Origin of the sequence: Nocardioides sp. B-3 (assembly GCF_024703895.1) — a bacterium.
Lineage (GTDB): Bacteria > Actinomycetota > Actinomycetes > Propionibacteriales > Nocardioidaceae > Nocardioides.
This window is the reverse complement of record NZ_CP087968.1, coordinates 3,131,134-3,154,372: the sequence shown is the minus strand read 5'-3', so window position 1 is coordinate 3,154,372 and position 23,239 is coordinate 3,131,134. Positions and strand designations below refer to the sequence as shown.

The following is a 23,239-nucleotide window of genomic DNA, read 5'->3' as shown; positions in this document are numbered from 1 at the left end:
ACGGGGGCTGGTTCTCGTCGGTCATGTGGCATTCCTACCGTCACGTCGTTGCCGTCGTCCATGCGGGTGCGGGCAGAATGCCCCGGGTGACACCCGGAATGTGGGACCACGCAGGCGAGACCACCACGGTCTGGCCCGGGCGCAATTGGCCACTCGGAGCGACGTGGCGCGCCGAGGCGACCAACTTCGCCGTCTACGCGCCGCGCGCGGCCGCTGCCCGGGTATGCCTCTTCGATGACGACGACACCGAGCAGCGCATCGAGCTGACCGAGCACTCCCCGGGCATCTGGCACTGCGCCGTACCCGGCCCGGCCGCCGGCACCCGCTACGGCTTCCGTGTCGACGGCGAGTGGGAGCCGACCCGGGGGTTGCGCTTCAACGTCGACAAGCTGCTGCTGGACCCCTACGGCAAGGCGGTCTCCGGCACGCTGACCCCCGAGCCCGCCATCTTCGGCTACGTCCTCGGCGATCCCGAGGAGCGGAGCCCGCCTCGACTCGGCGCCGTACGTCCCTCGCAGTGTCGTGGTGAACGACGAGTTCGACTGGGAGGGCGACGCGCCGCAGCGTCGGCGCTGGCGGGACTCGGTGATCTACGAGCTGCACGTCAAGGGCATGACCCAGCTGCACGACCGCGTCCCCGAGGAGCTGCGCGGGACCTATGCCGGGCTGGCGACCCCGGCCGTCACCGACTACCTGCGCGACCTCGGCGTTACAGCGGTCGAGCTGCTGCCGATCCACCAGTTCTTCTCCGAGCCGGCGTTGGCCGAGCGCGGCCTCGTGAACTACTGGGGCTACAACTCGCTGGGCTTCTTCGCCCCCCACAACGCCTACTCCGCCTCTGCCAAATCTCCCGGAGGCGATCGCGGCGAGCAGGTGCGCGAGTTCAAGCAGATGGTCAAGGCGTTCCACGACGCGGGCCTCGAGGTGATCCTCGACGTCGTCTACAACCACACGGCCGAGGCCGGACCGCTCGGACCCACGTTGTCGTTCCGCGGTCTCGACGATCTCGGCTACTACCAGCGCGTCGACGCCGAGCAGGTGGTCGAGGCCCTCGCCGAGCCGCCCGCCGACACCTACTGGGACGTCACCGGCTGCGGCAACACCGTCGACGCCACCCACACCCAGAGCCTGCGGATGATCCTCGACTCGCTGCGATACTGGGTCAACGAGATGCACGTCGACGGCTTCCCGCTTCGACCTGCTGAGCGCGCTGACCCGCACGGACCAGCAGGTCGACATGGGCAGCCACCTGCTGACGGCGATCGGCCGGGACCCGCTGCTGCGCCACGTGAAGCTGATCGCCGAGCCGTGGGACGCCTCGATGGACGGCTACCGCGTCGGCGAGTTCCCGCCGCCGTGGGTCGAGTGGAACGACCAGTACCGCGACACCATGCGCGACTTCTGGCGCGGCCACACCTCCGGCGTGCGGACCGTCGCCACCGGGATCGCCGGGTCGAGCGACCTGTACGCCGATGACGGCCGCTCGCCGTACGCCTCGGTCAACTTCATCACCGCCCATGACGGCTTCACGCTGCGCGACCCGGGTGTCCTACAACGACAAGCACAACGAGGCCAACGGCGAGGACAACCGCGACGGCACCGACAACAACCGGTCCCGGAACTGCGGTGTCGAGGGCGAGACCGACGACGCCGAGATCCCGGCGCTGCGTCGGCGGCAGGCGGCCAACCTGATGGCAACTCTGTGCTTCTCCAACGGCGTGCCGATGCTGACCGCCGGCGACGAGCGGGGCCGCACCCAGCGGGGCAACAACAACGCCTATGGCCGGGACAACGAGATCTCCCGGATCGACTGGCGACCCGACGACGCGTGGCTCGACGTCTACGAGATCACCAAGACCGCGCTGCGCATCCGCCGCGACCACCCGGCCCTGCGCCAGCGGCACTGGTTCGAGGGCCGCCCGACGATCAAGGGCGGGCCGAAGGACCTGATCTGGCTGCACCCGACCGGGCGCGAGATGACCGGCGACGACTGGCACGACGACGGCCTGCAGTGCTTCGGGATGGTCGTCTCCGGTGACCCCCTGCGGTCCCCCGGCCCCCGGGGCGAGCAGCTGCGAGACGCCTCGTTCATCATCTGGCTCAACGCCTCGGCGCACGACGTGGAGCTGACGCTGCCCGAGAACAACTGGGTCCTTGCCGGCGAGATCGTGGTCTCGACCGATCCCGGCAACGCGACGGGGACGCCGGTCAAGGCGGGCAGCACGCTGCTCCGGGAGGCCCGCTCGGTGATCGTCATGAGAGAGGTCAAGTGAGCTGGCGCCACGTCCCGGTCCTGAAGCACCCGTGCGCCGTCCTGCTGATCATCCAGCTGGCCGGCATCCTCGTCTACCCGTTCCTCGGCGACCAGCCGCTGGGCCGCGCGGTGTTCTCCACACTGGCCCTGTTCGTGCTGGTCATCGCGGTGATGGCGGTGCGGATGACCCCCGCCCTCAACTGGGTCTCGGCCATCCTCGGCCTGCCCGTCGTCGTGCTCACGATCTGGGAAGCCGTCTCACCCGGCGCCGAGTCCATCGTCCTGTGGTCCTCGGTCTTCCACGCCGCGTTCTATTTCTACACCGGCTATGCGCTGCTGAGATACATGTTCGCGGACCACGTCGTGACCACCGACGAGCTCTACGCGACGGGCGCGACCTTCACCGTCGTCGCATGGGGGTTCGCCTACGTCTACCTCGCGGTCGACATCGTGTGGCCGGACTCGTTCTCGGTCGTGGCCAGCCCGCTCGACGCGAAGGCGTGGTTCGAGATGCTCTTCCTCTCGGTCACCACGATGACCAGCACCGGTCTGTCTGACATCTATCCGATCAGGCCGCACGCGCGGTCGTTCGTGATGATCGAGCAGATCGCCGGCATGCTCTACCTCGCCCTCGTGGTGGCGCGGATGATCGCGCTGACGGTCTCGAGGACCTCGACCCGGCTCAGCCGGGACGACTGAACGTTCACGTGCGGCGCGGGCCCGCGTGGCCGCCGAGGCAGATCCATGCGTTGGCCCGGCGCACCCAGACCCGGGTCATCGGCATCCGGAACGTGACGGGTTCGCCCTCGTCCGAGAGCACCACGTCCACCACTTCGGCGCGGAGCACGGCTGTGTCTCGCACGACCACGACATCGACGTCGCGCATCTCCTGCGAGCGCCACACGGTGTGGCCGCCGGTGTTGCGACGGACGTACTCGTCGCGGCTGTAGGTCTCGCCGATGTGCGCGGTCCACTGGAAGTTCTCGTGCAGCAATGCACACAGGCGCACAGCGTCACCGTCGGCGAGCGCTGCGGCGCGCTCGAGGGCAGCTGCGACGACTGCGTCTTGATCTGACTCCATGGGCCCACGATGGCACGTGGCTGATCCTCCGAGCGGTGAGCCAGCCACATTCCTTGACGCTCGAATGTGGGTGACTCACCTCTCCGGGGCGCGCTGCAGGCGACTCGCCCGAGGAGCGGTCAGCCAGCCACAATTCCGTTCGAGAGAATGTGGCTCACTCACCGCCGGTGCGTCAGACCGGAACAGCGCCGATCAGGCGGGTACGGCGACGAGACCCATCTCCGAGACGGACGCGAGGGCCGCGTTGCGGGGCACCACGCGCACCGTGTAGCCGAACGAGCCGGAGTGGTCGAGCGGCACGTCGGCGTCGAAGCGGTGCCGGTTGCCCTCGTAGGACTCGGTCGGGTGCATCACGGTGACGCCGGCGTCGAGCAGGTCGTCGTCGGCGCTGGTCTTCCCGTGCACCACCTGCACCTCGACGTCGTCGGGTCCGAGGTCGGCGAGGGCCACGAACGCGCGTACGGCGAGGGTCGCCCCCACCTCGGCGACGTCCCCGACCCCGGCGGACTCCACGTGCTCCACGCGCACGGACGGCCGGGCCACCCGCACCTTCTTCTTCCGGGCGGCCAGCTCGCGGGCGCCGTGGTAGTCGGAGTTGAGCGCGCGCGAGGTGTGGGCCGCGGGTGCGTACAGCTCACGGACGTAGTCCCGGACCGGCGCGTCGCCAGCACCTTGGGACCGAGCGACTTGAGCGTGTGGCGGACCATCTCCAGCCAGCGCGTGGGGACGCCCTCGTGGTCGACGTCGTAGAACCGGGGCGCGACCTCGTTCTCGATCAGGTCGTAGAGCGCGTCGGCCTCGAGGTCGTCGCGACGGTCGACGTCGTCGACACCGTCGGCGGACGGGATCGCCCAGCCGTTGCTGCCGTCGTACCACTCGTCCCACCAGCCGTCGAGGATGGAGAGGTTGAGCCCGCCGTTGAGCGCGGCCTTCATGCCGGAGGTGCCGCACGCCTCGTAGGGGCGCAACGGGTTGTTGAGCCACACGTCGCAGCCGGGGTAGAGCGGCTGCGCCATGGCGATGTCGTAGTTGGGCAGGAAGACGATGCGGTGCCGGACGGCCGGGTCGTCGGCGAAGCGCACCAGCTCCCCGGATCAGCTTCTTGCCGCCGTCGTCGGCCGGGTGCGACTTGCCGGCGATGACCAGCTGGACCGGCCGCTCCGGGTCGAGCAGGATCCGCTTGAGCCGCTCCGGGTCGCGCAGCATCAGCGTCAGCCGCTTGTAGGACGGCACGCGGCGGGCGAAGCCGATCGTGAGCACGTCGGGGTCGAGCGCCGTCTCGATCCAGCCGAGCTCGGCGGGCGCGAACCCGCGCTTGGCCGACGACTTGGCCAGCCGGACGCGGGCGTCCTCGACCGTGCGGGCGCGCAGGTCGCGCTTCAGGTCCCACAGGCGCCGGCCCGGGATCTGGTCGATGAGCGGCCAGAGCGCATCGGTGTCGTCGCTGTCGACGTCGGCGCCGAGCTCGGCGGCGATGTCGAAGATCTCGCGGGCGATCCGGGTCGGGCCGTGGACGCCGTTGGTGATGGAGCCGATCGGCACCTCGGCCTCGTCGAAGGCGGGCCAGAGGCCGTTGAACATGCCGCGGCTGACGTGGCCGTGGAGCTCGGAGACGCCGTTGGCGCGCTGGGCGAGACGGAAGCCCATCACCGCCATGTTGAAGACACCGGCGTCGCCGCCGTCGTAGTCCTCGGCGCCGAGGGCGAGCACGCGGTCCGCCGGCACGCCCGGCGTCGGTGACGAGCCGCCGCCGAAGTACTGCTGGATCAGCTCGCGTGGGAAACGATCGATGCCGGCCGGGACCGGCGTGTGCGTGGTGAACACGGTGCCGGCCCGCGAGACCTCGAGGGCGGTGTCGAAGTCGAGTCCCGGGCCGCCCTCGCTGAGGGTGAGCTCGCGGATGCGCTCGATGCCGAGGAAGCCGGCGTGGCCCTCGTTGGTGTGGAAGACCTCGGGCGCCGGGGCACCGGTGAGCCGGGAGTGGACCCGGAGCGCGCGCACTCCGCCGACGCCGAGGAGCAGCTCCCGGCGCAGCCGGTGCTCGGAGTTTCCGCCGTACAGGCGGTCGGTGACGTCGCGGTAGTGCTGCGGGTTCTCCTCGATGTCGGAGTCGAGCAGCAGCAGTGGCACCCGACCGACGCTGGCCACGAAGATGCGGGCGAGCAGGTCGGGGCCGCCGGGCATGGCGATCGAGACGATCGCGCGCGAGCCGTCGGCCTCGCGCAGCAGGGACAGCGGGAGCTCGTCGGGGTCGAGGACCGGATAGGTCTCCTGCTGCCAGCCCTCACGCGAGAGCGACTGCTTGAAGTAGCCGTGGCGGTAGAACAGGCCCACGCCCACGACCGGGATGCCGAGGTCGGACGCGGCCTTGAGGTGGTCGCCGGCCGGGATGCCGAGGCCGCCGGAGTACTGCGGGAGCACCGCGGTGATGCCGTACTCCGGGGAGAAGTAGGCGATCGAGCGGGGTGCGTCCTCGCCCGCCTTGCGCGCATACCAGCGCTCCCCCGTCAGGTAGCGCTCCAGCGACTCGTTGGCCGCGTGCAGGCGGCCGCGGAAGTCGTCGTCGCCGGCGAGCTCGTCGAGCCGCTCGCGCCCGACGGCGCCGAGCAGGCGCACCGGATCGTGGTTGACCTCGGTCCACAGCACTGGGTCGATCGAGGCGAAGACGTCCTGCGTCTCCGGGTGCCACGACCAGCGCAGGTTGCCGGCCGGGGTCGACAGACCGGCCGGGGCCTCGGGCAGGACAGGACGGACGGTGAATCGTCGAATCGCTCGCACCGGCCGACCGTAGCCCAATTCTGACTGGATCGTTCCAATTTCATGGCGCGGACTTTTCCTACGCCACCGTCGGCTCTGCGACATGATGTGCCCGATCCTTGGGAGGGGACCAGTGTCGAACACCACCGAAGTCGAGCCCGAGCTCGCCGGCCGGGACACGGCGTCGCTCGTGTCGCTCATGCTTGCCGTCCTCGGCGGCCTCGCGGCGATCGTGGGCTTCGTGCTCTTCGTCGGCATGGCCCACACCGACCAGCTCTTCGTGTGGGAGGTCGCGAGCCCGTCGACGGCTGCACTGCTGGGCGCGGGATTTCTGACGGGGCTCATTGGCCCGGTGCTCGCACGACGGGGCCGACAACCAGCTCCTACTGGCGCGTAACCGCGGGGAGGGTATCGGCGTTGTCGGCACATGACCACTCCCCGCCCGATTCACCGCCGCCTCGCGGCGGCCGCTGCGGGACTGTTGACCATCACCCCGGTCCCAGCCCTCAGCCAGCTCCCCGCCGACGCACGGCCCACCACGGCCCCCAGCGTCGCCGACCTCGTCCGCACCCTCGGCGACCCGGTCCACGGACTTGCCGACATCGACACCCGCGGCACCGCCGCCCCGACCGTGGCGCAGAAGACCGCGGTCGGTGCACTCGGTGACGTCACGGTGCGCTGGAACGCGCTCGGCACGCCCTCCTCGCTGCTCCCCGCGGACGGCTCGCTGGGGGCCGCGCCCGGCTCTCCCGCCGACGGCGCACGGTCGTGGCTGCGCCAGCACGCCGCCGCCTTCGGCCTCAGCGCCGCCCGGGTCGACGGCCTCGAGCTGGTCAACTCCCAGAAGCTGGCCGACAGCACCAGCCGTGCCGTGCTCTTCCGCCAGAAGTACGGCGCACTGGTCTCCGCCACCGGCGGCATGGTCACCCTCGGCGTCGCGGACGGCCGGGTCGCCTACGTCTCCTCGTCGTTGGCCCGCACCAGCGCCACCCCTGCCGCAGCGACACTGACGCCCGTCCAGGGGCTGGCTCAAGGCCGCGGCCAACGTCGGCCGCGTCACGGACGCCGCGAAGGTCGCCGACCTCGTGGCGGGAGCCACGCCGCGCGACTGGACCACGTTCTCAGTCCCGGGCCTCGCCCAGCAGCAGCAGGTCCGCCTGCGCGCGCTCGCCATGGCAGACGGCACGGTGCGCCCCGTCTTCGAGGCCAACGTCGTCGACACCGAGGGCGGGGACGCCTTCGCCTACACCTCGCTCGTCGATGCCGTCAGCGGCGCCGTGCTCGTGCGTCGCAACCGGGTCGACAACGAGTCCTACCAGAACGTTTTCACCGGCACCTTCACCGCGCTCGCGTGCGGACCGAAGCACGCCTTCGAGCTGACCGACGACCTGACGAAGTCGATCAACGCACTCGCCGCGGCGCTGCCCCTCGACGACGTCACCGTCAAGCTCTGGGGTCCCGGCGACGAGCTGCTCACCGACCGGGACCTCCTCACCAGCCCGGAGCTGATGACCTACCCCGCCGACTCGATCCCGGCCGGCACCTACTCGATCCGAGTCTGCCCCTTCGACGCAGCCTCGGCCGTGGTCGGCCAGTACACCCCGGGCGTCTACACCAGCGACCGAGGCAGCTCCGTCGCCCGATGCGCTCCAGCTCAACCCGAAGTGGCGCTACTTCCCGGCCAACCCGACCCTCGACTCCCCCGAGGAGACGCCGACCAACTCGGTGCTCGGCTGCTGGAGCTCCGAGTCGGGCTGTGACACGCCTCCCGGCCAGCTGCGCACCTCCGAGGCCACGGGTCCGTGGGACACGATGCTCGGCGGCAACCTGCCGACCTCGACCACGGTCGGCAACAACGCCAACACGCACGAGGCCCGGCTCAGCCCGCTGACTCCCGGCGGTCTCTTCCAAGCGCCGATCTCGCCCACCCGCGAGTACACGACCGAGTTCACGGACGCTTGGAACAACGCCAAGTGCGACCCTGCCAACCTGGTCCCCGGCGGCAACGACATCGACGCCTCGGTCACCAACCTGTTCGTGGCGCACAACCGCATGCACGACTTCAGCTACGACCTCGGCTTCACCGAGTCCAACTACAACATGCAGGCGGAGAACGGCGGGCGCGGCGGCGTCGGGGGCGACCCCGAGGTCGGCAACACGCAGGCCGGTGCGATCGGTGGGCTGCAGCACGGCCTCGGCCGCGACAACGCCAACCAGATCACCCTGCAGGACGGCACGCCCGGCATCACCAACCAGTACCTCTTCCAGCCGATCGCCGGCGCCTTCTACGCGCCGTGCACCGACGGCGGTCTGGACATGGGCATCGTCGGCCACGAGTACACCCACGCCATCAGCAACCGCATGGTCGGTGGGCCCGACGACAACCTCACCTCCGAGCAGGGCGGTGCCATGGGTGAGTCGTGGAGCGACCCGGTCGCCGCGGGAGTACCACTACGAGCACGACTACTCCAACGGCGGCAACGTCTGGGCCGTCGGCGTCTACGCCACCGGCAACAAGGACGTCGCCATCCGCGACTACTCCATCGACAAGAACCCGCTCAACTACTCCGACTACGGGTTCTGACGGCACCGGTCCGGAGGTCCACGCCGACGGCGAGATCTGGAACGGTACGCAGTGGGAGGTGCGCCGGGCCCTCGTGCAGAAGTGGGACGCCCAGTTCGACTACGAGAACAAGGCCCTGCAGCTGCGCTGCGCCAGCACGCGACGACCTGTCACCGCTGCCCGCAGACCAGTGCCCGGGCAACCGGCGCTGGCTCCAGCTGATGTTCGACTCGTTCCTGCTCCAGCAGGGTGCGACGTCGATGCTGGATGCCCGCGACGCGATGCTCGCGGCCGACCAGATGCGCTTCGGCGGTGCTGACCGGGCCGTGATGTGGCAGGCCTTCGCCCGCCGCGGCATGGGCAAGGCCGCCTCGGTCGCCAACGCCGACGACCACGAGCCGACCCCCAGCTTCGCTGCCGCGCTCACGCCCAACGCGCCGATCACGTTCCAGACGGCCAGCCCGTCGAAGATCTACGTCGGCACCTACGAGGCTCGCGCCACGCCGGTCGCCGACACCATCGGCTCCACCGAGCTGGGCGCCACCGCGGAGCTCACGCCGGGGACCTACCAGATCCTTGCCGTCTCGGCCGACCGTGGCTTCACCCGGTCCACGCTCACCGTGGACGACGCCGGGGCGCGGACCGTCAAGGTCAGCGACGAGGTCAACGTCGCCGCCGCAGCGGCCGGCGCGACGATCATCGGAGCCACCGAGGGCTCGCGCAACGCCGAGCACCTCATCGACGGCACCGAGGCCACCAACTGGGGCGGCGTCACGGCCGGCAACGTCGACGAGACCACCCCGTCGGTGGCCGTCGACCCGGCGGGTGACCAGCAGACGGTCCGTCGGGTCCGGTGTGAGCGCCATGCTCAACCCGGCCCCCGCCGACCCCAACGAGCTGCCGCTGCTCGCGGTCGAGGACCCCGACTCCGGCTCGCGCTTCACCGCGCTGCGCCAGTTCGCCCTCGAGGCCTGTACGGCGAGCTGTGCATCCACCGACGCCACGTGGTCGCGCTTCTACACCTCGCCCGCGGACGCCTTCCCCGCCGTGCTGCCCCGTCCGGTCGCGCCCGACCTCACCATGCGTGAGTTCGACGTGCCTGACACGCAGGCGGCCGCCGCACGCCTCGTCACCCTGCACAACCAGTGCACGGGCCAGACCGGCTACGCCGGGGAGCTCGACAACGACCCGCTCAACGACACCGACTGCAAGACGGCGTCCGACCGCGGCACGATCGTCCACGCCGCCGAGCTCCGGGTCTTCACCACGGCCGCCAAGCAGACGGGTGGTCCCGGCACGACGCCGCCGAGCCGGGCGCCTGCTCCGGCCACCTCGGAGCTCACCACGACGGCCCCCAGCCCGACCACGAGCACGACCGGCCCGTCCGGCACCGGCACGGGCGCCGAGCAGGTCGCCACGGCCCTGAAGGTGCGGCTCGTCCGTGCCCTGCAGACGCGGGCCAACGCGGCACCCAAGGTGATTGCGAAGCTGGTCCGCGCCGATGGCGAGCTGGCGGACGTTCCCGGCCGGTTCATCATCAAGCTCGACGGGCGGACCTACGCCAAGGTGAAGGCGTCGTCGCTCACGCTGAAGCGGTCGATCACCCGCCGTCTCGCAGCCGGCAGGCACAAGGTGGTGGTGCTCTTCCGCCCGGCCGACCGCACCGCCTACGAGCCGGCCCGGTCGCGAACCCTGCGGATCACGGTGCGCGGTTGATCGATCCGCACCGCACTTGACACGACGGCGAGGTGGCCTCTCGGGGGGCCGCCTCGCCGTCGGGCTTGCGTGTGGCTCCGCGAGTCGCAAGTGTGGACGCATGGTTGGCCGCATCCCCGTCATGGACGTCTCCCCCGTCGTCGACCTCGGCCGTCACGCGGCCAAGGCGACCATCGGTGAACCTCTGCCCATCCGTGCGTCCGTGTTCCGCGAGGGGCACGACCAGCTGAGTGCCGAGGTGGTGCTCACCGACCCGGGTGGAGCCACGCGCGCCGGTGCGGATGACGAAGCGCACCGACGTGCCCGACCTCTACGAGGCGTGGTTCACCCCGGACGTCGAGGGCGCGTGGACCTTCGAGATCCGGGCGTGGTCCGACCCGCTGGCCACGTGGGAGCACGACGCCGGCCTGAAGATCCCGGCCGGTGTCGACGTCGAGCTGATGTTCACCGAGGCGCGGCTGCTGCTCAACCGGGTGATCGCGGGCGGCGGCCTCGAGGACCGTGAGGTCGCGATCATCAGCGGCGGCGCCCGGGCCGCGGCCGACGACGACCGCCCCGTCGAGGCCGGGCTCGCGGTGCTGCAGAGCCCCGAGCTGGTCGACGTGCTGACGCGTCACCCCCTGCGCGAGCTGGTCACCCACGAGGGCCCCTATCCCTTCTACGCCGACCGCAACCTCGCGCTCTTCGGCTCCCGGTACGAGTTCTTCCCGCGCTCCGAGGGCGCGACGTCGGACGAGCAGACCGGCAAGGTCACGACCGGCACCTTCGTGACCGCGGCGAAGCGGCTCGACGCCGTCGCGGCCATGGGCTTCGACGTCATCTACCTCCCGCCCATCCACCCGATCGGCGAGGTCAACCGCAAGGGTCCCAACAACACCCTCACACCCGGACCCGACGACCCCGGCTCGCCGTGGGCGATCGGCAGCAAGGATGGCGGGCACGACGCCATCCACCCCCGACCTCGGCACCTTCGACGACTTCGACGCGTTCGTCGCGAGGGCCAACGAGCTCGGTCTCGAGGTCGCCCTCGACCCGGCACTCCGGGCCGCACCCGACCACCCGTGGGTCACGAGCCACCCGCAGTTCTTCACCACCCGCGCCGACGGCACCATCGCCTATGCCGAGAACCCGCCGAAGAAGTACCGGGACATCTACCCCGTCAACTTCGACAACGACCCCACCGGCATCTGCCGCGAGGTGCTGCGCATCGTGCAGCACTGGATGGAGCACGGCGTGCGGATCTTCCGCGTCGACAACCCGCACACCAAGCCGCTGGCGTTCTGGGAGTGGTTGCTCAAGGAGGTCCGGCGCACCGACCCCGACGTCATCTTCCTGTCCGAGGCGTTCACCCGCCCGGCGATGATGCACGGCCTCGGCGCCGTCGGCTACCACCAGAGCTACACCTACTTCACGTGGCGCACCACCAAGCGCGAGCTCGAGTCCTACCTCACCGAGGTCGCCACGGAGTCAGACCACCTGATGCGGCCCAACTTCTTCGTCAACACCCCCCGACATCCTCCATGCCTATCTGCAGTACGGCGGACCGGCGGCGTTCAAGATCCGCGCGGTGCTCGCAGCGTGCGGGTCCCCGAGCTGGGGCGTCTACGCCGGCTACGAGCTGTTCGAGCACGTGGCCGTGCGCCCGGGGTCGGAGGAATACCTCGACTCGGAGAAGTACCAGATCCGGATCCGCGACTGGAAGCAGGCGGAGGCCGACGGGCGGACGCTGGCGCCGTACATCAGCAGGCTCAACGAGATCCGGCGCACGCACCCGGCTCTCCAGCTGCTGCGCAACCCGGCGATCCACACCAGCGACGACGACAACGTGCTCGTCTTCTCCAAGAAACACGGCGAGGGCCCGGACAGTGACACCGTGATCGTGGTGGTCAACCTCGACCCGCACGGTGCCCGCGAGACGATGGTGCACCTCGACATGCCCGCGCTCGGGTTCGAGTGGCAGGACTCCTTCGTCGTGCACGACGAGATCACCGGCGCCGACTGGAGCTGGAGCCGGGACAACTACGTTCGTCTCGACCCCGGCGCCGAACCGGCGCACATCCTGACGGTGAGGAGCCCCCGTTGACTGACAGCCCGGTGAATGCGAACACCGACACCGAGTGGTTCCGCACCGCTGTCTTCTACGAGGTGCTGGTGCGGTCCTTCCGCGACTCCAACGGGGACGGGACCGGAGACTTCAAGGGCCTCATCGAGAAGCTGGACTACCTCCAGTGGCTCGGCGTCGACTGCCTGTGGGTGCCGCCGTTCTTCACCTCGCCGTTGCGCGACGGCGGCTACGACGTCGCCGACTACACCAACATCCTCCCCGAGTGCGGCACGACCGAGGACTTCCACGAGTTCCTCGACGAGTGCCACAAGCGCGACATCCGGGTGATCATCGACTTCGTCATGAACCACACCTCCGACGCGCACCCGTGGTTCCGGGCCAGTCGTGAGGACCCGGAGGGTCCCTTCGGCGACTTCTACGTGTGGTCCGACACCGACGAGCTCTACGAGGAGGCGCGCGTCATCTTCGTCGACACCGAGCCGTCCAACTGGACGTGGGACCCGGTGCGCCAGCAGTACTTCTGGCACCGGTTCTTCCACCACCAGCCCGACCTCAACTTCGACAACCCCCGGGTGCACGACGCAATCATGGAGGCGATGGCCTTCTGGCTCGACATGGGCCCGGACGGCTTCCGCCTCGACGCGGTGCCCTATCTCTACGAGCGCCCCGGCACCAACGGCGAGAACCTCAAGGAGACCCACGAGTTCCTCAAGAAGTGCCGTCAGTTCGTCGACACGAACTACCCCGGCCGGGTGCTGCTGTGCGAGGCCAACCAGTGGCCGGCCGACGTGGTGGAGTACTTCGGTCCCGAGCTCGACCCGGAGACCGGACGCTGGGTCGGCACCGAGTGCCACATGGCCTTCCACTTCCCGGTGATGCCGCGCATCTTCATGGCGGTCCGCCGCGAGTCGCGCTTCCCGATCTCGGAGATCCTCGAGCAGACGCCGGCCATCCCCGACGGCTGCCAGTGGGGCATCTTCCTGCGCAACCACGACGAGCTCACCCTCGAGATGGTCACCGACGAGGACCGCGACTACATGTGGGGCGAATACGCCCGGGACCCGCGGATGAAGGCCAACATCGGCATCCGCCGTCGGCTCGCCCCGCTCCTCGACAACGACACCAACCGGATGGAGCTCTTCACCGCGCTCCTCTTGTCGCTGCCCGGCTCCCCCGTCCTCTACTACGGCGACGAGATCGGGATGGGCGACAACATCTGGCTGGGTGACCGCGACGGCGTGCGCACCCCGATGCAGTGGACGCCCGACCGCAACGCCGGCTTCTCGTCCGCCACTCCCGGCAAGCTGCACCTGCCCGCGATCCGGGACCCGGTCTACGGCTACCAGTCCGTCAACGTCGAGGCGCAGCTGGAGAACTCCTCCTCGCTGCTGCACTGGACGCGGCGGCTCGTGCACGCCCGGCGCCGTCACCCGGCCTTCGGGCTCGGCACGTTCACCGACCTCGGCGGCTCCAACCCGACGGTGCTGTCCTACGTGCGCGAGCACACGGGCGCCGACGGGGGAGCGCGACGTCATCCTCTGCATCAACAACCTGTCCCGCTTCCCGCAGCCGGTCGAGCTCGACCTGCGCCAGTGGGAGGGGATGGTCCCGGTCGAGCTGCTCGGCGGCGTGCCGTTCCCGGCGATCGGCGAGCTGCCGTATCTCCTCACCCTCGGCGGGTACGGCTTCTACTGGATGCGACTGATCGACGGACAGCCCAGCGAGGAGGGTCACGCGTGACGCAGTCACGAACGACAGGGTCGCTGACACCCGCACTCAAGGACTACATCGACGGTGCGCGCTGGTTCGGCGGCAAGGGCCGCGACTGGGAGGTCGGCCGGATCCGGCGGGTCGGCACGCTGCCGGGATCGACGCCCGACCTCACCGTCGTCATCGAGCTGGTGGAGATCGTGTACGCCGACGGCGACCCGGAGTTCTACCGGGTCCCGCTCGCCCTCTACCCCCAGCAGCAGGACCGGCTCGGGCACGCGCTGATCGGCCGAGTCGATGACGGCGGCATCGGAGTGCGTTTCGCGTACGACGCACTGCACGACCGCGACGCAATGGCCCTGTGGCTGCAGGCGTTCGCGGCGGCGGCTGACGGCAAGGTCACCGCCGACGACCTCGCCTTCCACCGGGTCGCCGGCCACGAGCTCGACACCGAGGCGCACTCGACGCTGTTCACCGGCGAGCAGTCCAACTCCTCGGTCGCCTTCGGCGAGGACTCGCTGATGAAGGTCTTCCGCAAGGTCACCCCCGGGGTCAACCCCGATGTCTCGATCCACGAGGTGCTCACACGCGCCGGCTCCGACCACGTGGCCGCGCTCTTCGGCTGGCTCGACGTCGTCGACGAGACGACCGACGCCACCATCCAGCTCGCGATGCTCCAGCAGTTCCTGCGCACCGCCACGGACGGCTGGGAGCTCGCTCTGGCCAGCGTCCGCAACCTGTTCGCCGAGGCCGACCTGCATGCCGAGGAGGTCGGCGGCGACTTCGCCGGCGAGTCCGCCCGGCTGGGCCGCGCGCTCGCCGAGACGCACGAGACGCTCGCCGAGCACTTCCCGGTCTCGACCCCGGCTGCCGACGAGACGGCCGCGCTGGCCGGCGCCATGCGCGACCGGCTGACCGCCGCGATCGATGTGGTGCCCGAGCTCGCGGAGCATGCGGACGCCCTGCGCGCGACGTACGACGCCCTCGGCGCCCTGAGCGAGGTGCCCGTGCAGCAGATCCACGGCGACCTGCACCTCGGCCAGACGCTGCGTACCGTCAAGGGCTGGAAGATCGTCGACTTCGAGGGCGAGCCGGCCAAGCCGCTGGCCGAGCGCCTGCTGCCCGACTCGCCGTGGCGCGACGTCGCCGGGATGCTGCGCTCGTTCGACTACGCGCCGAGCGCGGTGCGGATGACGAGCTTCGCGCTCGATGCCGGAGAGAGCGAGGAAGGCCAGCTGGCCTACCGCGCCACCGAGTGGACCGAGCGCAATGCCGGGGCCTTCCTTGCGGCGTATGCCGAACGCGAGCTCACCGCAGCCGAGCGGACGCTGCTCGATGCCTACGTCGCGGACAAGGCCGTCTACGAGGCGGTCTACGAGGCCCGCAACCGACCGACGTGGGTCAGCATCCCGCTCGACGCGCTCGCGCGTCTCGCGGGAGGGTGACCCGTCAGTCGTGGGTGAACGGCGCCACGGTGTAGAACGCCCGGTGCCACACCGCACCCGGGACGCCGTCGGTGGTCGGCTCGCTCGTCCCCACGAAACTCAACGTCAGGGTCGTGTCGGTGCGCGCCATCTCGTAGGTCGTGTCACCCTCGACCCGGGAGTCATAGGGCTGGAGGAACAGGCGATCCCCGTCGGTGCGCGCCATCTCATTGTCGTAGCACTCGCCGAGCCTGCCGGCCGGGGTCGTCACGCACAGCGACCACAACCGGGTTGCCCGGACATACAGACGGAACCGGAAGCGCCCCTCTGGGAGAACGGCCACCACCTCGTCGGCGTCCTGTTGCAGGCCCAGCGCCTCCGGGTGGCTGCGGATGGCCGATCGCGTCAGTGGCTTGGTCGTCCACTCCCCCACCCGGGGCGCCGGAGGACGTCGCGGACTGCGACGGTGCGGGCGGCGCGGGCGTCGGGGATTCCGCTCCGTCGTCGGGCAGCACGCCCCAGAGCACCGCTCCCGCGGCGACGGCGGCGGCGACTCCTGATGCGAGCGCGGCCCGGCGGCGTGCGCGCCCCCGGCGCTCGGCGACGAGCACCCGGTCCATGGCCCGGTTCACCTCGGGCAGCGACGGAGTTTCCACGTCGGCGAAGGCCTGACAGATTCGCTGGTCAACGGACATCGGGGTCCACCTCCTCGAAGAGTGCGGCGGCGAGCCGCTTGCGTGCGGTGTGGAGCTGGCTCCAGCCGGTCGAGACCGAGCAGCCCGGGATGTCGGCGATCTCGCCCATCGGCCGGTCCTCGAGGTAGAAGAGGACGACGACGGCCCGCTGGCCGGGTGGCAGCTCGCGGACGGCATCGAGCACCTCGTCGTCCGGAGCGGAGTCGGTGGTCGCGACGGTCGGCAGGCTCACAAGCTCGAGGCGGCTCCGTTGCCGGTCGCGATGCACCTGTCGCTGGCCCTGCCGGATCGCCACGCGGCGTACCCACAGATCAGGTCGTTCGTAGGCACTCACCTTGCGCCAGTTGCGCAGGAGCTGGACGAAAGCGTCCCGGGTGGCCTCCTCGGCCACCGCGTGGTCGTGCACGATCAGGCGCACCGTGCGCACCACCATCGTGTAATGCGCCACGAACATGGACTGGAAGTCCTGCGTCGTGGCCTCGCGTCGGCCGGGCACGACCGTCATCGGGCCGATCATCCCGCTCGCTGCCTTCGCATTCATCTCATCACCTCCACCCAGTCACAGGCGCGGCCGGCGGGAAAGTTCCACTCGTCGCGCAGATTGTTCGGCTACTAGGGTGAAACGATGAGCGAACCAACGACCGTCAGCGGAGCGCCTGGAGAGCTCGACATCCACCTCATCCACGAGGGCCGCCACGAGGAGCTGTGGAAGGTGCTCGGCGCGCAGGTGGTGGAGGCGGGGGTCGACTTCCGCGTGTGGGCACCCAACGCGCTCGAGGTCCGAGTGGCCGGCGAGTGGGCCGGCTGGGACGGCGCCCGGCACCCGATGTCGCGCGTCGGCGACTCCGGTGTCTGGAGTGCACACGTGCCCGGCATCGGCATCGGCGCGCAGTACAAGTTCCGCATCAGGGGCGCCGGCGGCGCCCGGGTCGACCACGCCGATCCGATGGCCCGCTATGCCGAGAAGCCACCGCGGTCCGCCTCGATCGTCTGGGACTCGGGCTACGAGTGGGGCGACGATGCTTGGCTCGCGGCCCGGGCGGAGAAGGTCGCGGTCGACAGTCCGATGTCGATCTACGAGATGCACCCGGCCTCGTGGCGCAAGCACTACAGCGCCGATGCCGAGGGCAGCGACCTCTACGACTGGCACCAGATCGCCGACGCGCTCGTGCCCTACCTCGCCGACCCGGGCTTCACCCACGTCGAGCTGATGCCGGTGATGCAGCACCCGTTCGGCGGCTCGTGGGGTTACCACGTGACGTCCTACTTCGCCCCCGACGCCCGCTTCGGCGACCCGGACGGCCTCAAGGTGCTGATCGACCGGCTGCACCGGGCCGGCATCGGCGTGATCCTCGACTGGGTGCCCGGACACTTCGCCACCGACGAGTGGGCGTTGGCCAACTTCGACGGCACCCCGCTCTACGAGGACCCCAATCCCCAGCGCGGCTGGCACAAGGAGTGGGGCTCGCACATCTTCAACTTCGGGCGCCACGAGGTGCGCAACTTCCTCTACGCCAACGCGCTCTACTGGCTGGAGGAGTTCCACGCCGACGGCCTGCGCGTCGACGGCGTCGCCTCGATGCTCTACCTCGACTACGCCCGCGAGCCGGGCGAGTGGAGCCCCAACAAGTTCGGCGGCCGGGAGAACCTCGAGGCCGTGCAGTTCCTGCAGGAGATGAACGCGACCGTCTACAAGCGCGTCCCCGGTGTGGTCACGATCGCCGAGGAGTCCACGTCGTGGCCGGCCGTCACCGGCCCCACCTCCGACGACGGACTGGGGTTCGGCTTCAAGTGGAACATGGGCTGGATGCACGACTCGCTGGGCTACGTCGAGAAGGATCCGCTCTGGCGCAACCACCACCACGGCCAGATGACCTTCTCGCTGGTCTATGCGTTCACCGAGAACTACGTGCTGCCGATCAGCCACGACGAGGTCGTGCACGGCAAGGGCTCGATGCTGCGCAAGATGCCCGGCGACCGCTGGCAGCAGCTCGCCAACCTGCGCGCCTACCTCGCCTTCATGTGGGCCCACCCCGGCAAGCAGCTGCTCTTCATGGGCTGCGAGTTCGGCCGGGGAGTCGGAATGGGCGGAGTCCCGCGAGCTGGACTGGTGGCTGCTCGAGCACCCCGAGCACGCCGGCGTGCACGCGATGGTGCGCGACATGAATGCGTCCTACACGGCGTCCGGAGCGCTCTGGGGCCGCGACAACTCCCCCGAGGGCTTCCAGTGGCTCGATGCCAACGACGCCCACCGCAATGTCTTCTCGTTCGTGCGCCGCTCCCCCGGCGAGCCGGATGTCGTGTGCCCGGCCAACTTCGCCGCGGTGCCCCACGAGGGCTACCGGCTCCCCCTCCCGGTCGCCGGGAGCTGGTCGGAGATCCTGAACACCGACGCTGCGGCGTACACCGGATCGGGCGTCGGCAACCTCGGGCGGATCGAGGCGGTGTCCGGCGACACCGGCGGCATCATGGGCCAACCGGCCTACGCCGACATCGTGGTTCCACCCCTCGCGACGGTGTGGTTCCGTCACGAGGGGTGAGCACTCCCCGGTCTGTGCAGGGCTCAGGTCAGGTGGATCATCCTGAGCATCCCCATGAACGCGTGCTCCATGCCGCCCATGTTGGGGTCGGGGAAGAAGCACATGATCACGTACTGCCCGGGCGGCAGGTCGTAGTCGGCCGTCAACGAGCGACCGGGGCTGAGGGTGCCCGTGTTCATGCTCGCCTCCGGGGAACGGCGGCGGGCCCGCCTGGCTCTGGAAGAACGCCATCACCCGGTCGGTCGTGGTGCCCTCGGCGACCTGCTGGAGGACCACGAAGTGCGGGGTCGTCCTGTCCGCGTTCTTGAACTTGAACGTGCCCCGGGCCGGCATCGTCGCTGATCCCGTCCACTTCGGGCCCGACCCGGCGACGATCTTGCCGTCGACGTCGGGCGTCGGAGACTTTCGCACCCTCCCGACGCTGAACTCGGCGTGCCCGCGCGAGGCGAAGGAGAATACGGCGTATTCACCCGCCTTCGGCAGGACGACGGTCCCGCTGCCGCCGGGATCGAAGCCGCCGAAGATCTCCGTCTTGGCAACGAGGCGCCTGAGCGCCTTCATGTCCTTGGGACCGGCCGTGCGCAGGTCCTTCGCGAAGTCTGCATAGTCGTAGCCACGGTCGAACATCACGATCTCGGCGGCCCCGGAGCCCTTGACGTCGACGTGCACGCGGCCGGCGTGCATGCCCTTGGCCCCGCGGACGGTGATCGCCGTCTTGGCAACCTTGATGGTGATGTGCGACATGGCGGCCTCGGCCGTCTTCGAGGTCGCAGCTGTGTGCACCCGGGAGCGGAGCCGCTCCCTGGGGTGACCGCGCAGGCTACTGCAACGGCCGTGCGAACTGTGCTGTGCAATCGCATGAGCGTCTCCTTGGACGTGAGTGATGAACCGCGTCGACTCTGCTCCTCTCGGCGGCGCGCGTCATCGCCCGCGTGAGGTAAGAACATCCACACGAATGGGGATGCCGCGAGGCCGCCGGACCGGCACCCTGACGGGGTGACCACACGCCGAACGCTCGCCGGGTGGCTGGTCGGTGCCCCGGTGCTGGCCCTCCTGCTGGCCGTGCCCGCGCTGACGACGAGGCCGTCGGGGTCGCCCGCGGCCGCTGCGGCCGCACCGCGGACCGCGACCATGGTCATCGACCGGGGCGCGGTGGCGTTCTCGCCGGCCAAGGTCACGGTGGCGGGCGGCGGGACGCTCACCCCGGTCAACCTCGACACCTTCGACCACACGGTGACCTCGGTCGCCACGGACGCCGGGGGCACTCCCTCTTCGACGTCCGCGTGCCCGCCGGGACGAGCGCGACCATCACTGGCGTCGAGCTGCTCGCGGAGGGGTTCTACGACTTCTTCTGCAAGCTGCACCCGCAGATGCGCGGGACCCTCGCGGTCGACGGCGCCGGCGGGACCGTGACACCCGAGCTGCCGTCGTTCGACCAGCCCCTCGCCGTACCGAAGCAGGAACGCGGTGCCCTCGTCACGCTGCCGATGCGGCTGGCGCGCGTGCGGATGCTGGCGACCGGGCCGCGGACACCGATGTGGACGTACGGCGGGAGCTATCCCGGCCCCACGATCGTGGGCCGGGCAGGTCGCGAGACGCGGGTGCGGTTCCAGCACCGGCTGCCCCGGAAGGCGGGTGCGATGAGCGTGCACCTGCACGGCGACCACCACGCGCCCGAGCACGACGGGCAGCCGACCACGCAGCTCGTGCGGCCCGGGCAGTCCCGCACCTACGAATATCCGCTCACCTACGGCGGTCTGCCGGAGCCGAGCTCGTTCTTCTTCTACCACGACCACCGGATGGACCACACGGCCCGCAACAACTGGCGTGGCCTGCAGGGGATGTTCATCGTCGAGGACGACGACGAACAGACGCTGCGCCTGCCGTCGGGCAGCCGGGACGTGCCGCTGATGATTTCCGACCGCTCCTTCCCGCAGCGACAACGCGCTCACCAACCCGTTCGCGAACGGGCCGCGGATGGTCGGCCACGGCGGCGCGATGGCGTGGGTCGGCCCGCACGCTCCGCCCAACGACGCCACCGTCGGCACGCACGTCCCGGTGAACGGCCGCCATGCGCCCTACCTGCCGGTGAGCGCGACGCGCTATCGGTTGCGGCTGCTCAACGCCTCGCACTTCTCGGCCTACTCGATCGGACTGTCCGACGGCCGCCCGCTGCTCCAGATCGGCACCGGCAACGGGCTGCTGCGCAAGCCGGTCGTGCGCGACCGGGTGCTGCTGGGGCCCGCACAGCGCGCCGACGTCATCGTCGACTTCCACGACGCCAGCGGCCGCGACGTGGTGCTCGACTCGGTGCCCGCCGAGCCCGGGGCCACCGGTGCTGACGCACGCCGGGCCGCCCTCATGCAGTTCCGCGTGGGAGCCGACGCTGCGGACCCGTCGCGGCTGCCCGCCCGCCTGCCCGCACCCCAGCTCGTGAAGGTGCCGGCGACGGTGTCGAAGACGTGGACGTTCGACCCGGACGGCCACGAGGAGCACGGCACCTTCTGGTCGGTCAACGGGCACGCCTACGACCCGGACCGGATCGACCACCGGCCGCGGCTCGGCACCGTCGAGCGCTGGCGCCTGCGCAACGCCAGCGACATGACGCACTACGTGCACATCCACGCCGAGCAGTGGCGCACCGTGCTCCGCGACGGGAAGGCACCGCCGCCGTGGGAGCAGGGGCTCGAGGACACGTGGCGCCTCGAGCCGGGCGAGGTGGTCGAGGTGGCCGCGCGCTTCGAGGACTTCACGGGACCGTTCATGATCCACTGCCACATGCTCGACCACGAGGACCACGGCATGATGGCGCGCTTCGACGTGGTGCCCGATCGTCGCCAGCGACGCTGAGGGTCAGGCCCGGGTGAGGTGCCGGGCCAGCACCGCGGCCACGTGGTCGCGGGCCGCCCGGTCGGCCGCGCCGGGGTCGCCGGCCCGGATCGCGGCCAAGATCGTCTTGTGCTCGGCCAGTGCCTTGCGCGGCCAGCGCGACAGGTCGCCCGACAGCATCGCGACCGGGCGCGCCCCAGCAGCGGGCCGAGCGCGCGGTCGAGGTGCCGGGTTGTGCGCGGCCGTGAGCAGAGCCCGGTGGAAGGCCCGGTCGGCGGCGATGATCGCCTGCTCGTCGTCGGCCGCGATGGCGGCAGTGTGCTCGGCGATCGATGCTCGGAGCCCGGCCACGAGCGCCTCGGTGTCGCGGGCTGCCGCCAGCGACGCGGCCGGCCCTCGAGCGCACCGCGTACGGCGAACACGTCGACCGGGTCGGCGGCATCCACCCCGGCCACGCGCGCCCCGCGGTGCAGCTGCTCCTCCGCCAGCCCCTCGACGACGAGCCGCTGGACCGCTTCACGCACCGGGCTGCGCGAGAGCTGCAGCTCGGAGGCGAGCAGCGGGACGCTGAGGCGGTCGCCCGGCACCAGCGAGCGGTCCGGGATCCGGCCGCGCAGCACGTCATAGACCTGATCGGCGAGGCGCTGGCGCGAGATCAGCGGCTGGTCGTCCACGGACACTTGGATGGCCTCCTCAGACCTGTCGCCGGGCGGGAACCCCGGAATCGTGCTCGAGCACGGACAGCACCGCGATCGAGTCCCGGTCGCCGAGCCCAGCGTCCACCCCGCGGGTGTGCAGCGCCAGTGCCGCGGCCGTCACGGGGGTCGGCACCCCGGACGCCGAGGCGAGCTCGACGGCGAGGGCGTTGTCCTTGCGCATCAGCGCGAGGGAGAACACGGGATCGAAGTCGCCGTCCACGGCGCGTGGCGCCACGTCGCGGAAGAGCCCACTGACGGACGCCGCACCACTGTCGAGCACGGTGTCGACGAAGACCCCCGGGTCAGAGCCCGGCCGCGGCCGCCACGGCCGGGGCCTCGGCGGTCGCGGCGTTGATGACCGCGAGCATCTGGTTGTTGACCACCTTCACGGTCGCGGCGGAGCCGACGGGCCCGACGGGCACGACGCGGGCCGCGACCGGGGCGAGCAGCTCGTCGAGGCGTGCCAGCAGCGACTTGTCGCCGTGCTCGTTCGTCGATCCGCCCACCGGGATCGTCCACCTGCCCACGGCACCCGGCCGGCCGAGCACCGGCGCGTCGACGTACGACACTCCGCGGGCGGCGCAGAGGTCGGCATGTCGCCGGGAGTCGGCCGGAGCGATGGTCGAGGTGTCGACGACCAGCGACGGTGGCGAGTCCACACCGAGCAGGGTGTCGAGCACCGCGGCCACCGTGGCTGCGTCGGGCAGCGACAGGATCGCGGTGTCGACGGCCTCGCAGAGCGCGACGAGGTCGGCCGCCACCTCGCCCCCGGCGGCCGCACCCCGTGCGGCGGCAGAGGGGGACGGGTCGTGGACCACGACGCGTCGTTCGGGCACGGCCGAGACCGGGGGCAACGGCGATCGCGCCGCCCATCGCCCCGAGTCCGACCACGCCGACGGCACCCTGC

The 23,239-nt window shown here is 70.5% G+C and carries 21 protein-coding genes and 6 pseudogenes; 15 read left to right on the top strand and 12 right to left on the bottom strand.

The genetic code is table 11. The annotated features are described in order from the left end of the window. Nucleotides 1-23: 23 nt before the first annotated feature. From LP418_RS21015 to LP418_RS20995, 5 genes and pseudogenes are all read left to right on the top strand, one after another. A pseudogene (locus tag LP418_RS21015) lies at nt 24-350 on the top strand (hypothetical protein); the annotation flags it as partial. Continuing rightward, the gene (locus tag LP418_RS21010; RefSeq protein ID WP_257953529.1) at nt 350-529 is read left to right on the top strand and encodes a hypothetical protein; all 180 of its coding nucleotides are present in this window, start codon (nt 350-352) and stop codon (nt 527-529) included. The pseudogene LP418_RS21015 and the gene LP418_RS21010, both read left to right, overlap by 1 nt. After that, nucleotides 526-1,476 (top strand): alpha-amylase family glycosyl hydrolase, encoded by a 951-nt coding sequence (locus tag LP418_RS21005; RefSeq protein ID WP_257953528.1) that lies wholly within the window; start codon nt 526-528, stop codon nt 1,474-1,476. The genes LP418_RS21010 and LP418_RS21005 overlap by 4 nt, the downstream gene beginning before the upstream one ends. 41 nt (nt 1,477-1,517) lie before the next feature. Continuing rightward, complete coding sequence (locus LP418_RS21000; protein WP_257953527.1) at nt 1,518-2,273, top strand: hypothetical protein; 756 nt, start codon at nt 1,518-1,520, stop codon at nt 2,271-2,273. Then, nucleotides 2,270-2,953 carry an ion channel gene (locus tag LP418_RS20995; protein ID WP_257953526.1) on the top strand — a complete coding sequence of 228 codons (684 nt, stop codon included), beginning with the start codon at nt 2,270-2,272 and terminating at the stop codon, nt 2,951-2,953. Before LP418_RS21000 ends, LP418_RS20995 begins: the two co-directional genes overlap by 4 nt. Nucleotides 2,954-2,957: 4 nt before the next feature. On the opposite strand, the gene LP418_RS20990 is transcribed toward LP418_RS20995, so the two are convergent. The 3 genes and pseudogenes from LP418_RS20990 to glgP all read right to left on the bottom strand — a co-directional run. Beyond that, on the bottom strand, nt 2,958-3,335 hold the full coding sequence (locus tag LP418_RS20990) for a nuclear transport factor 2 family protein (RefSeq protein ID WP_257953525.1): 378 nt from the start codon (nt 3,333-3,335) through the stop codon (nt 2,958-2,960). 350 nt (nt 3,336-3,685) lie between these two features. After that, the gene (locus LP418_RS31270; RefSeq protein ID WP_336276113.1) at nt 3,686-4,351 is read right to left on the bottom strand and encodes a hypothetical protein; all 666 of its coding nucleotides are present in this window, start codon (nt 4,349-4,351) and stop codon (nt 3,686-3,688) included. 79 nt (nt 4,352-4,430) lie between these two features. Continuing rightward, nucleotides 4,431-6,197: pseudogene (gene glgP / locus LP418_RS20985) on the bottom strand (alpha-glucan family phosphorylase); the annotation flags it as partial. Nucleotides 6,198-6,225: 28 nt separating this feature from the next. Here glgP and LP418_RS20980 point away from each other — a divergent pair. Then, nucleotides 6,226-6,489: a hypothetical protein gene (locus LP418_RS20980; RefSeq protein ID WP_257953524.1), complete on the top strand. Its 264-nt coding sequence runs from the start codon at nt 6,226-6,228 to the stop codon at nt 6,487-6,489. 50 nt (nt 6,490-6,539) lie between these two features. On the opposite strand, the gene LP418_RS20975 is transcribed toward LP418_RS20980, so the two are convergent. Further along, a complete protein-coding gene (locus tag LP418_RS20975) occupies nt 6,540-7,013 on the bottom strand; it encodes a hypothetical protein (RefSeq protein WP_257953523.1) in 474 nt (157 codons plus the stop codon). Nucleotides 7,014-7,177: 164 nt separating this feature from the next. Between LP418_RS20975 and LP418_RS20970 the strand changes: the two genes are divergently transcribed. The 6 genes and pseudogenes from LP418_RS20970 to LP418_RS20945 all read left to right on the top strand — a co-directional run bounded on the left by LP418_RS20970 (nt 7,178) and on the right by LP418_RS20945 (nt 15,591). Next, nucleotides 7,178-7,852, top strand: a complete 675-nt coding sequence (locus LP418_RS20970; RefSeq protein WP_257953522.1) for a hypothetical protein — start codon at nt 7,178-7,180, stop codon at nt 7,850-7,852. Next, nucleotides 7,818-9,743 (top strand): M36 family metallopeptidase, encoded by a 1,926-nt coding sequence (locus tag LP418_RS20965; protein ID WP_257953521.1) that lies wholly within the window; start codon nt 7,818-7,820, stop codon nt 9,741-9,743. The genes LP418_RS20970 and LP418_RS20965 overlap by 35 nt, the downstream gene beginning before the upstream one ends. Before the next feature lie 7 nt (nt 9,744-9,750). After that, nucleotides 9,751-10,371 (top strand): hypothetical protein, encoded by a 621-nt coding sequence (locus LP418_RS20960; RefSeq protein ID WP_257953520.1) that lies wholly within the window; start codon nt 9,751-9,753, stop codon nt 10,369-10,371. Between the two features lie 100 nt (nt 10,372-10,471). Next, nucleotides 10,472-12,454: pseudogene (locus tag LP418_RS20955) on the top strand (maltotransferase domain-containing protein). After that, nucleotides 12,451-14,176, top strand: a pseudogene (treS, locus tag LP418_RS20950) (maltose alpha-D-glucosyltransferase). The pseudogenes LP418_RS20955 and treS overlap by 4 nt, the downstream one beginning before the upstream one ends. Beyond that, complete coding sequence (locus tag LP418_RS20945) at nt 14,173-15,591, top strand: maltokinase N-terminal cap-like domain-containing protein (RefSeq protein WP_257953519.1); 1,419 nt, start codon at nt 14,173-14,175, stop codon at nt 15,589-15,591. Before treS ends, LP418_RS20945 begins: the two are co-directional and overlap by 4 nt. 4 nt (nt 15,592-15,595) lie before the next feature. On the opposite strand, the gene LP418_RS20940 is transcribed toward LP418_RS20945, so the two are convergent. The 3 genes from LP418_RS20940 to LP418_RS20930 are packed head-to-tail and all read right to left on the bottom strand — an operon-like array spanning nt 15,596 to nt 16,806. Further along, nucleotides 15,596-15,796 (bottom strand): hypothetical protein, encoded by a 201-nt coding sequence (locus LP418_RS20940; RefSeq protein WP_257953518.1) that lies wholly within the window; start codon nt 15,794-15,796, stop codon nt 15,596-15,598. 1 nt (nt 15,797) lies between these two features. Then, nucleotides 15,798-16,265, bottom strand: coding sequence for a hypothetical protein (locus LP418_RS20935; RefSeq protein ID WP_257953517.1), 468 nt, complete (start codon nt 16,263-16,265; stop codon nt 15,798-15,800). Further along, a complete protein-coding gene (locus LP418_RS20930) occupies nt 16,255-16,806 on the bottom strand; it encodes a sigma-70 family RNA polymerase sigma factor (RefSeq protein WP_257953516.1) in 552 nt (183 codons plus the stop codon). Before LP418_RS20930 ends, LP418_RS20935 begins: the two co-directional genes overlap by 11 nt. Nucleotides 16,807-16,890: 84 nt before the next feature. On the opposite strand from LP418_RS20930, the pseudogene glgB reads away from it, so the two are divergent. Then, nucleotides 16,891-18,805 (top strand): annotated as a pseudogene (gene glgB, locus LP418_RS20925) (1,4-alpha-glucan branching protein GlgB). A 23-nt stretch (nt 18,806-18,828) separates the two neighbouring features. Here glgB and LP418_RS34050 read toward each other — a convergent pair. After that, a complete protein-coding gene (locus tag LP418_RS34050; RefSeq protein WP_442939971.1) occupies nt 18,829-18,984 on the bottom strand; it encodes a hypothetical protein in 156 nt (51 codons plus the stop codon). 843 nt (nt 18,985-19,827) lie between these two features. Here LP418_RS34050 and LP418_RS20915 point away from each other — a divergent pair. Beyond that, on the top strand, nt 19,828-21,147 hold the full coding sequence (locus LP418_RS20915) for a multicopper oxidase domain-containing protein (RefSeq protein WP_257953515.1): 1,320 nt from the start codon (nt 19,828-19,830) through the stop codon (nt 21,145-21,147). Beyond that, nucleotides 21,104-21,655, top strand: a complete 552-nt coding sequence (locus tag LP418_RS20910; protein ID WP_257953514.1) for a multicopper oxidase family protein — start codon at nt 21,104-21,106, stop codon at nt 21,653-21,655. Before LP418_RS20915 ends, LP418_RS20910 begins: the two co-directional genes overlap by 44 nt. Nucleotides 21,656-21,658: 3 nt before the next feature. On the opposite strand, the gene LP418_RS20905 is transcribed toward LP418_RS20910, so the two are convergent. The 4 genes and pseudogenes from LP418_RS20905 to LP418_RS20895 form a co-directional block, all read right to left on the bottom strand. Beyond that, entirely contained in the window at nt 21,659-22,015 is a 357-nt protein-coding gene (locus LP418_RS20905) for an FCD domain-containing protein (protein WP_257957132.1), read from the bottom strand. Nucleotides 22,016-22,098: 83 nt separating this feature from the next. Then, nucleotides 22,099-22,308: pseudogene (locus tag LP418_RS34045) on the bottom strand (GntR family transcriptional regulator); the annotation flags it as partial. Between the two features lie 19 nt (nt 22,309-22,327). After that, nucleotides 22,328-22,612: an NAD-binding protein gene (locus tag LP418_RS20900; protein WP_257953513.1), complete on the bottom strand. Its 285-nt coding sequence runs from the start codon at nt 22,610-22,612 to the stop codon at nt 22,328-22,330. Nucleotides 22,613-22,634: 22 nt separating this feature from the next. Further along, nucleotides 22,635-23,168 carry an NAD(P)-binding domain-containing protein gene (locus LP418_RS20895; protein ID WP_257953512.1) on the bottom strand — a complete coding sequence of 178 codons (534 nt, stop codon included), beginning with the start codon at nt 23,166-23,168 and terminating at the stop codon, nt 22,635-22,637. Nucleotides 23,169-23,239 lie beyond the last annotated feature (71 nt).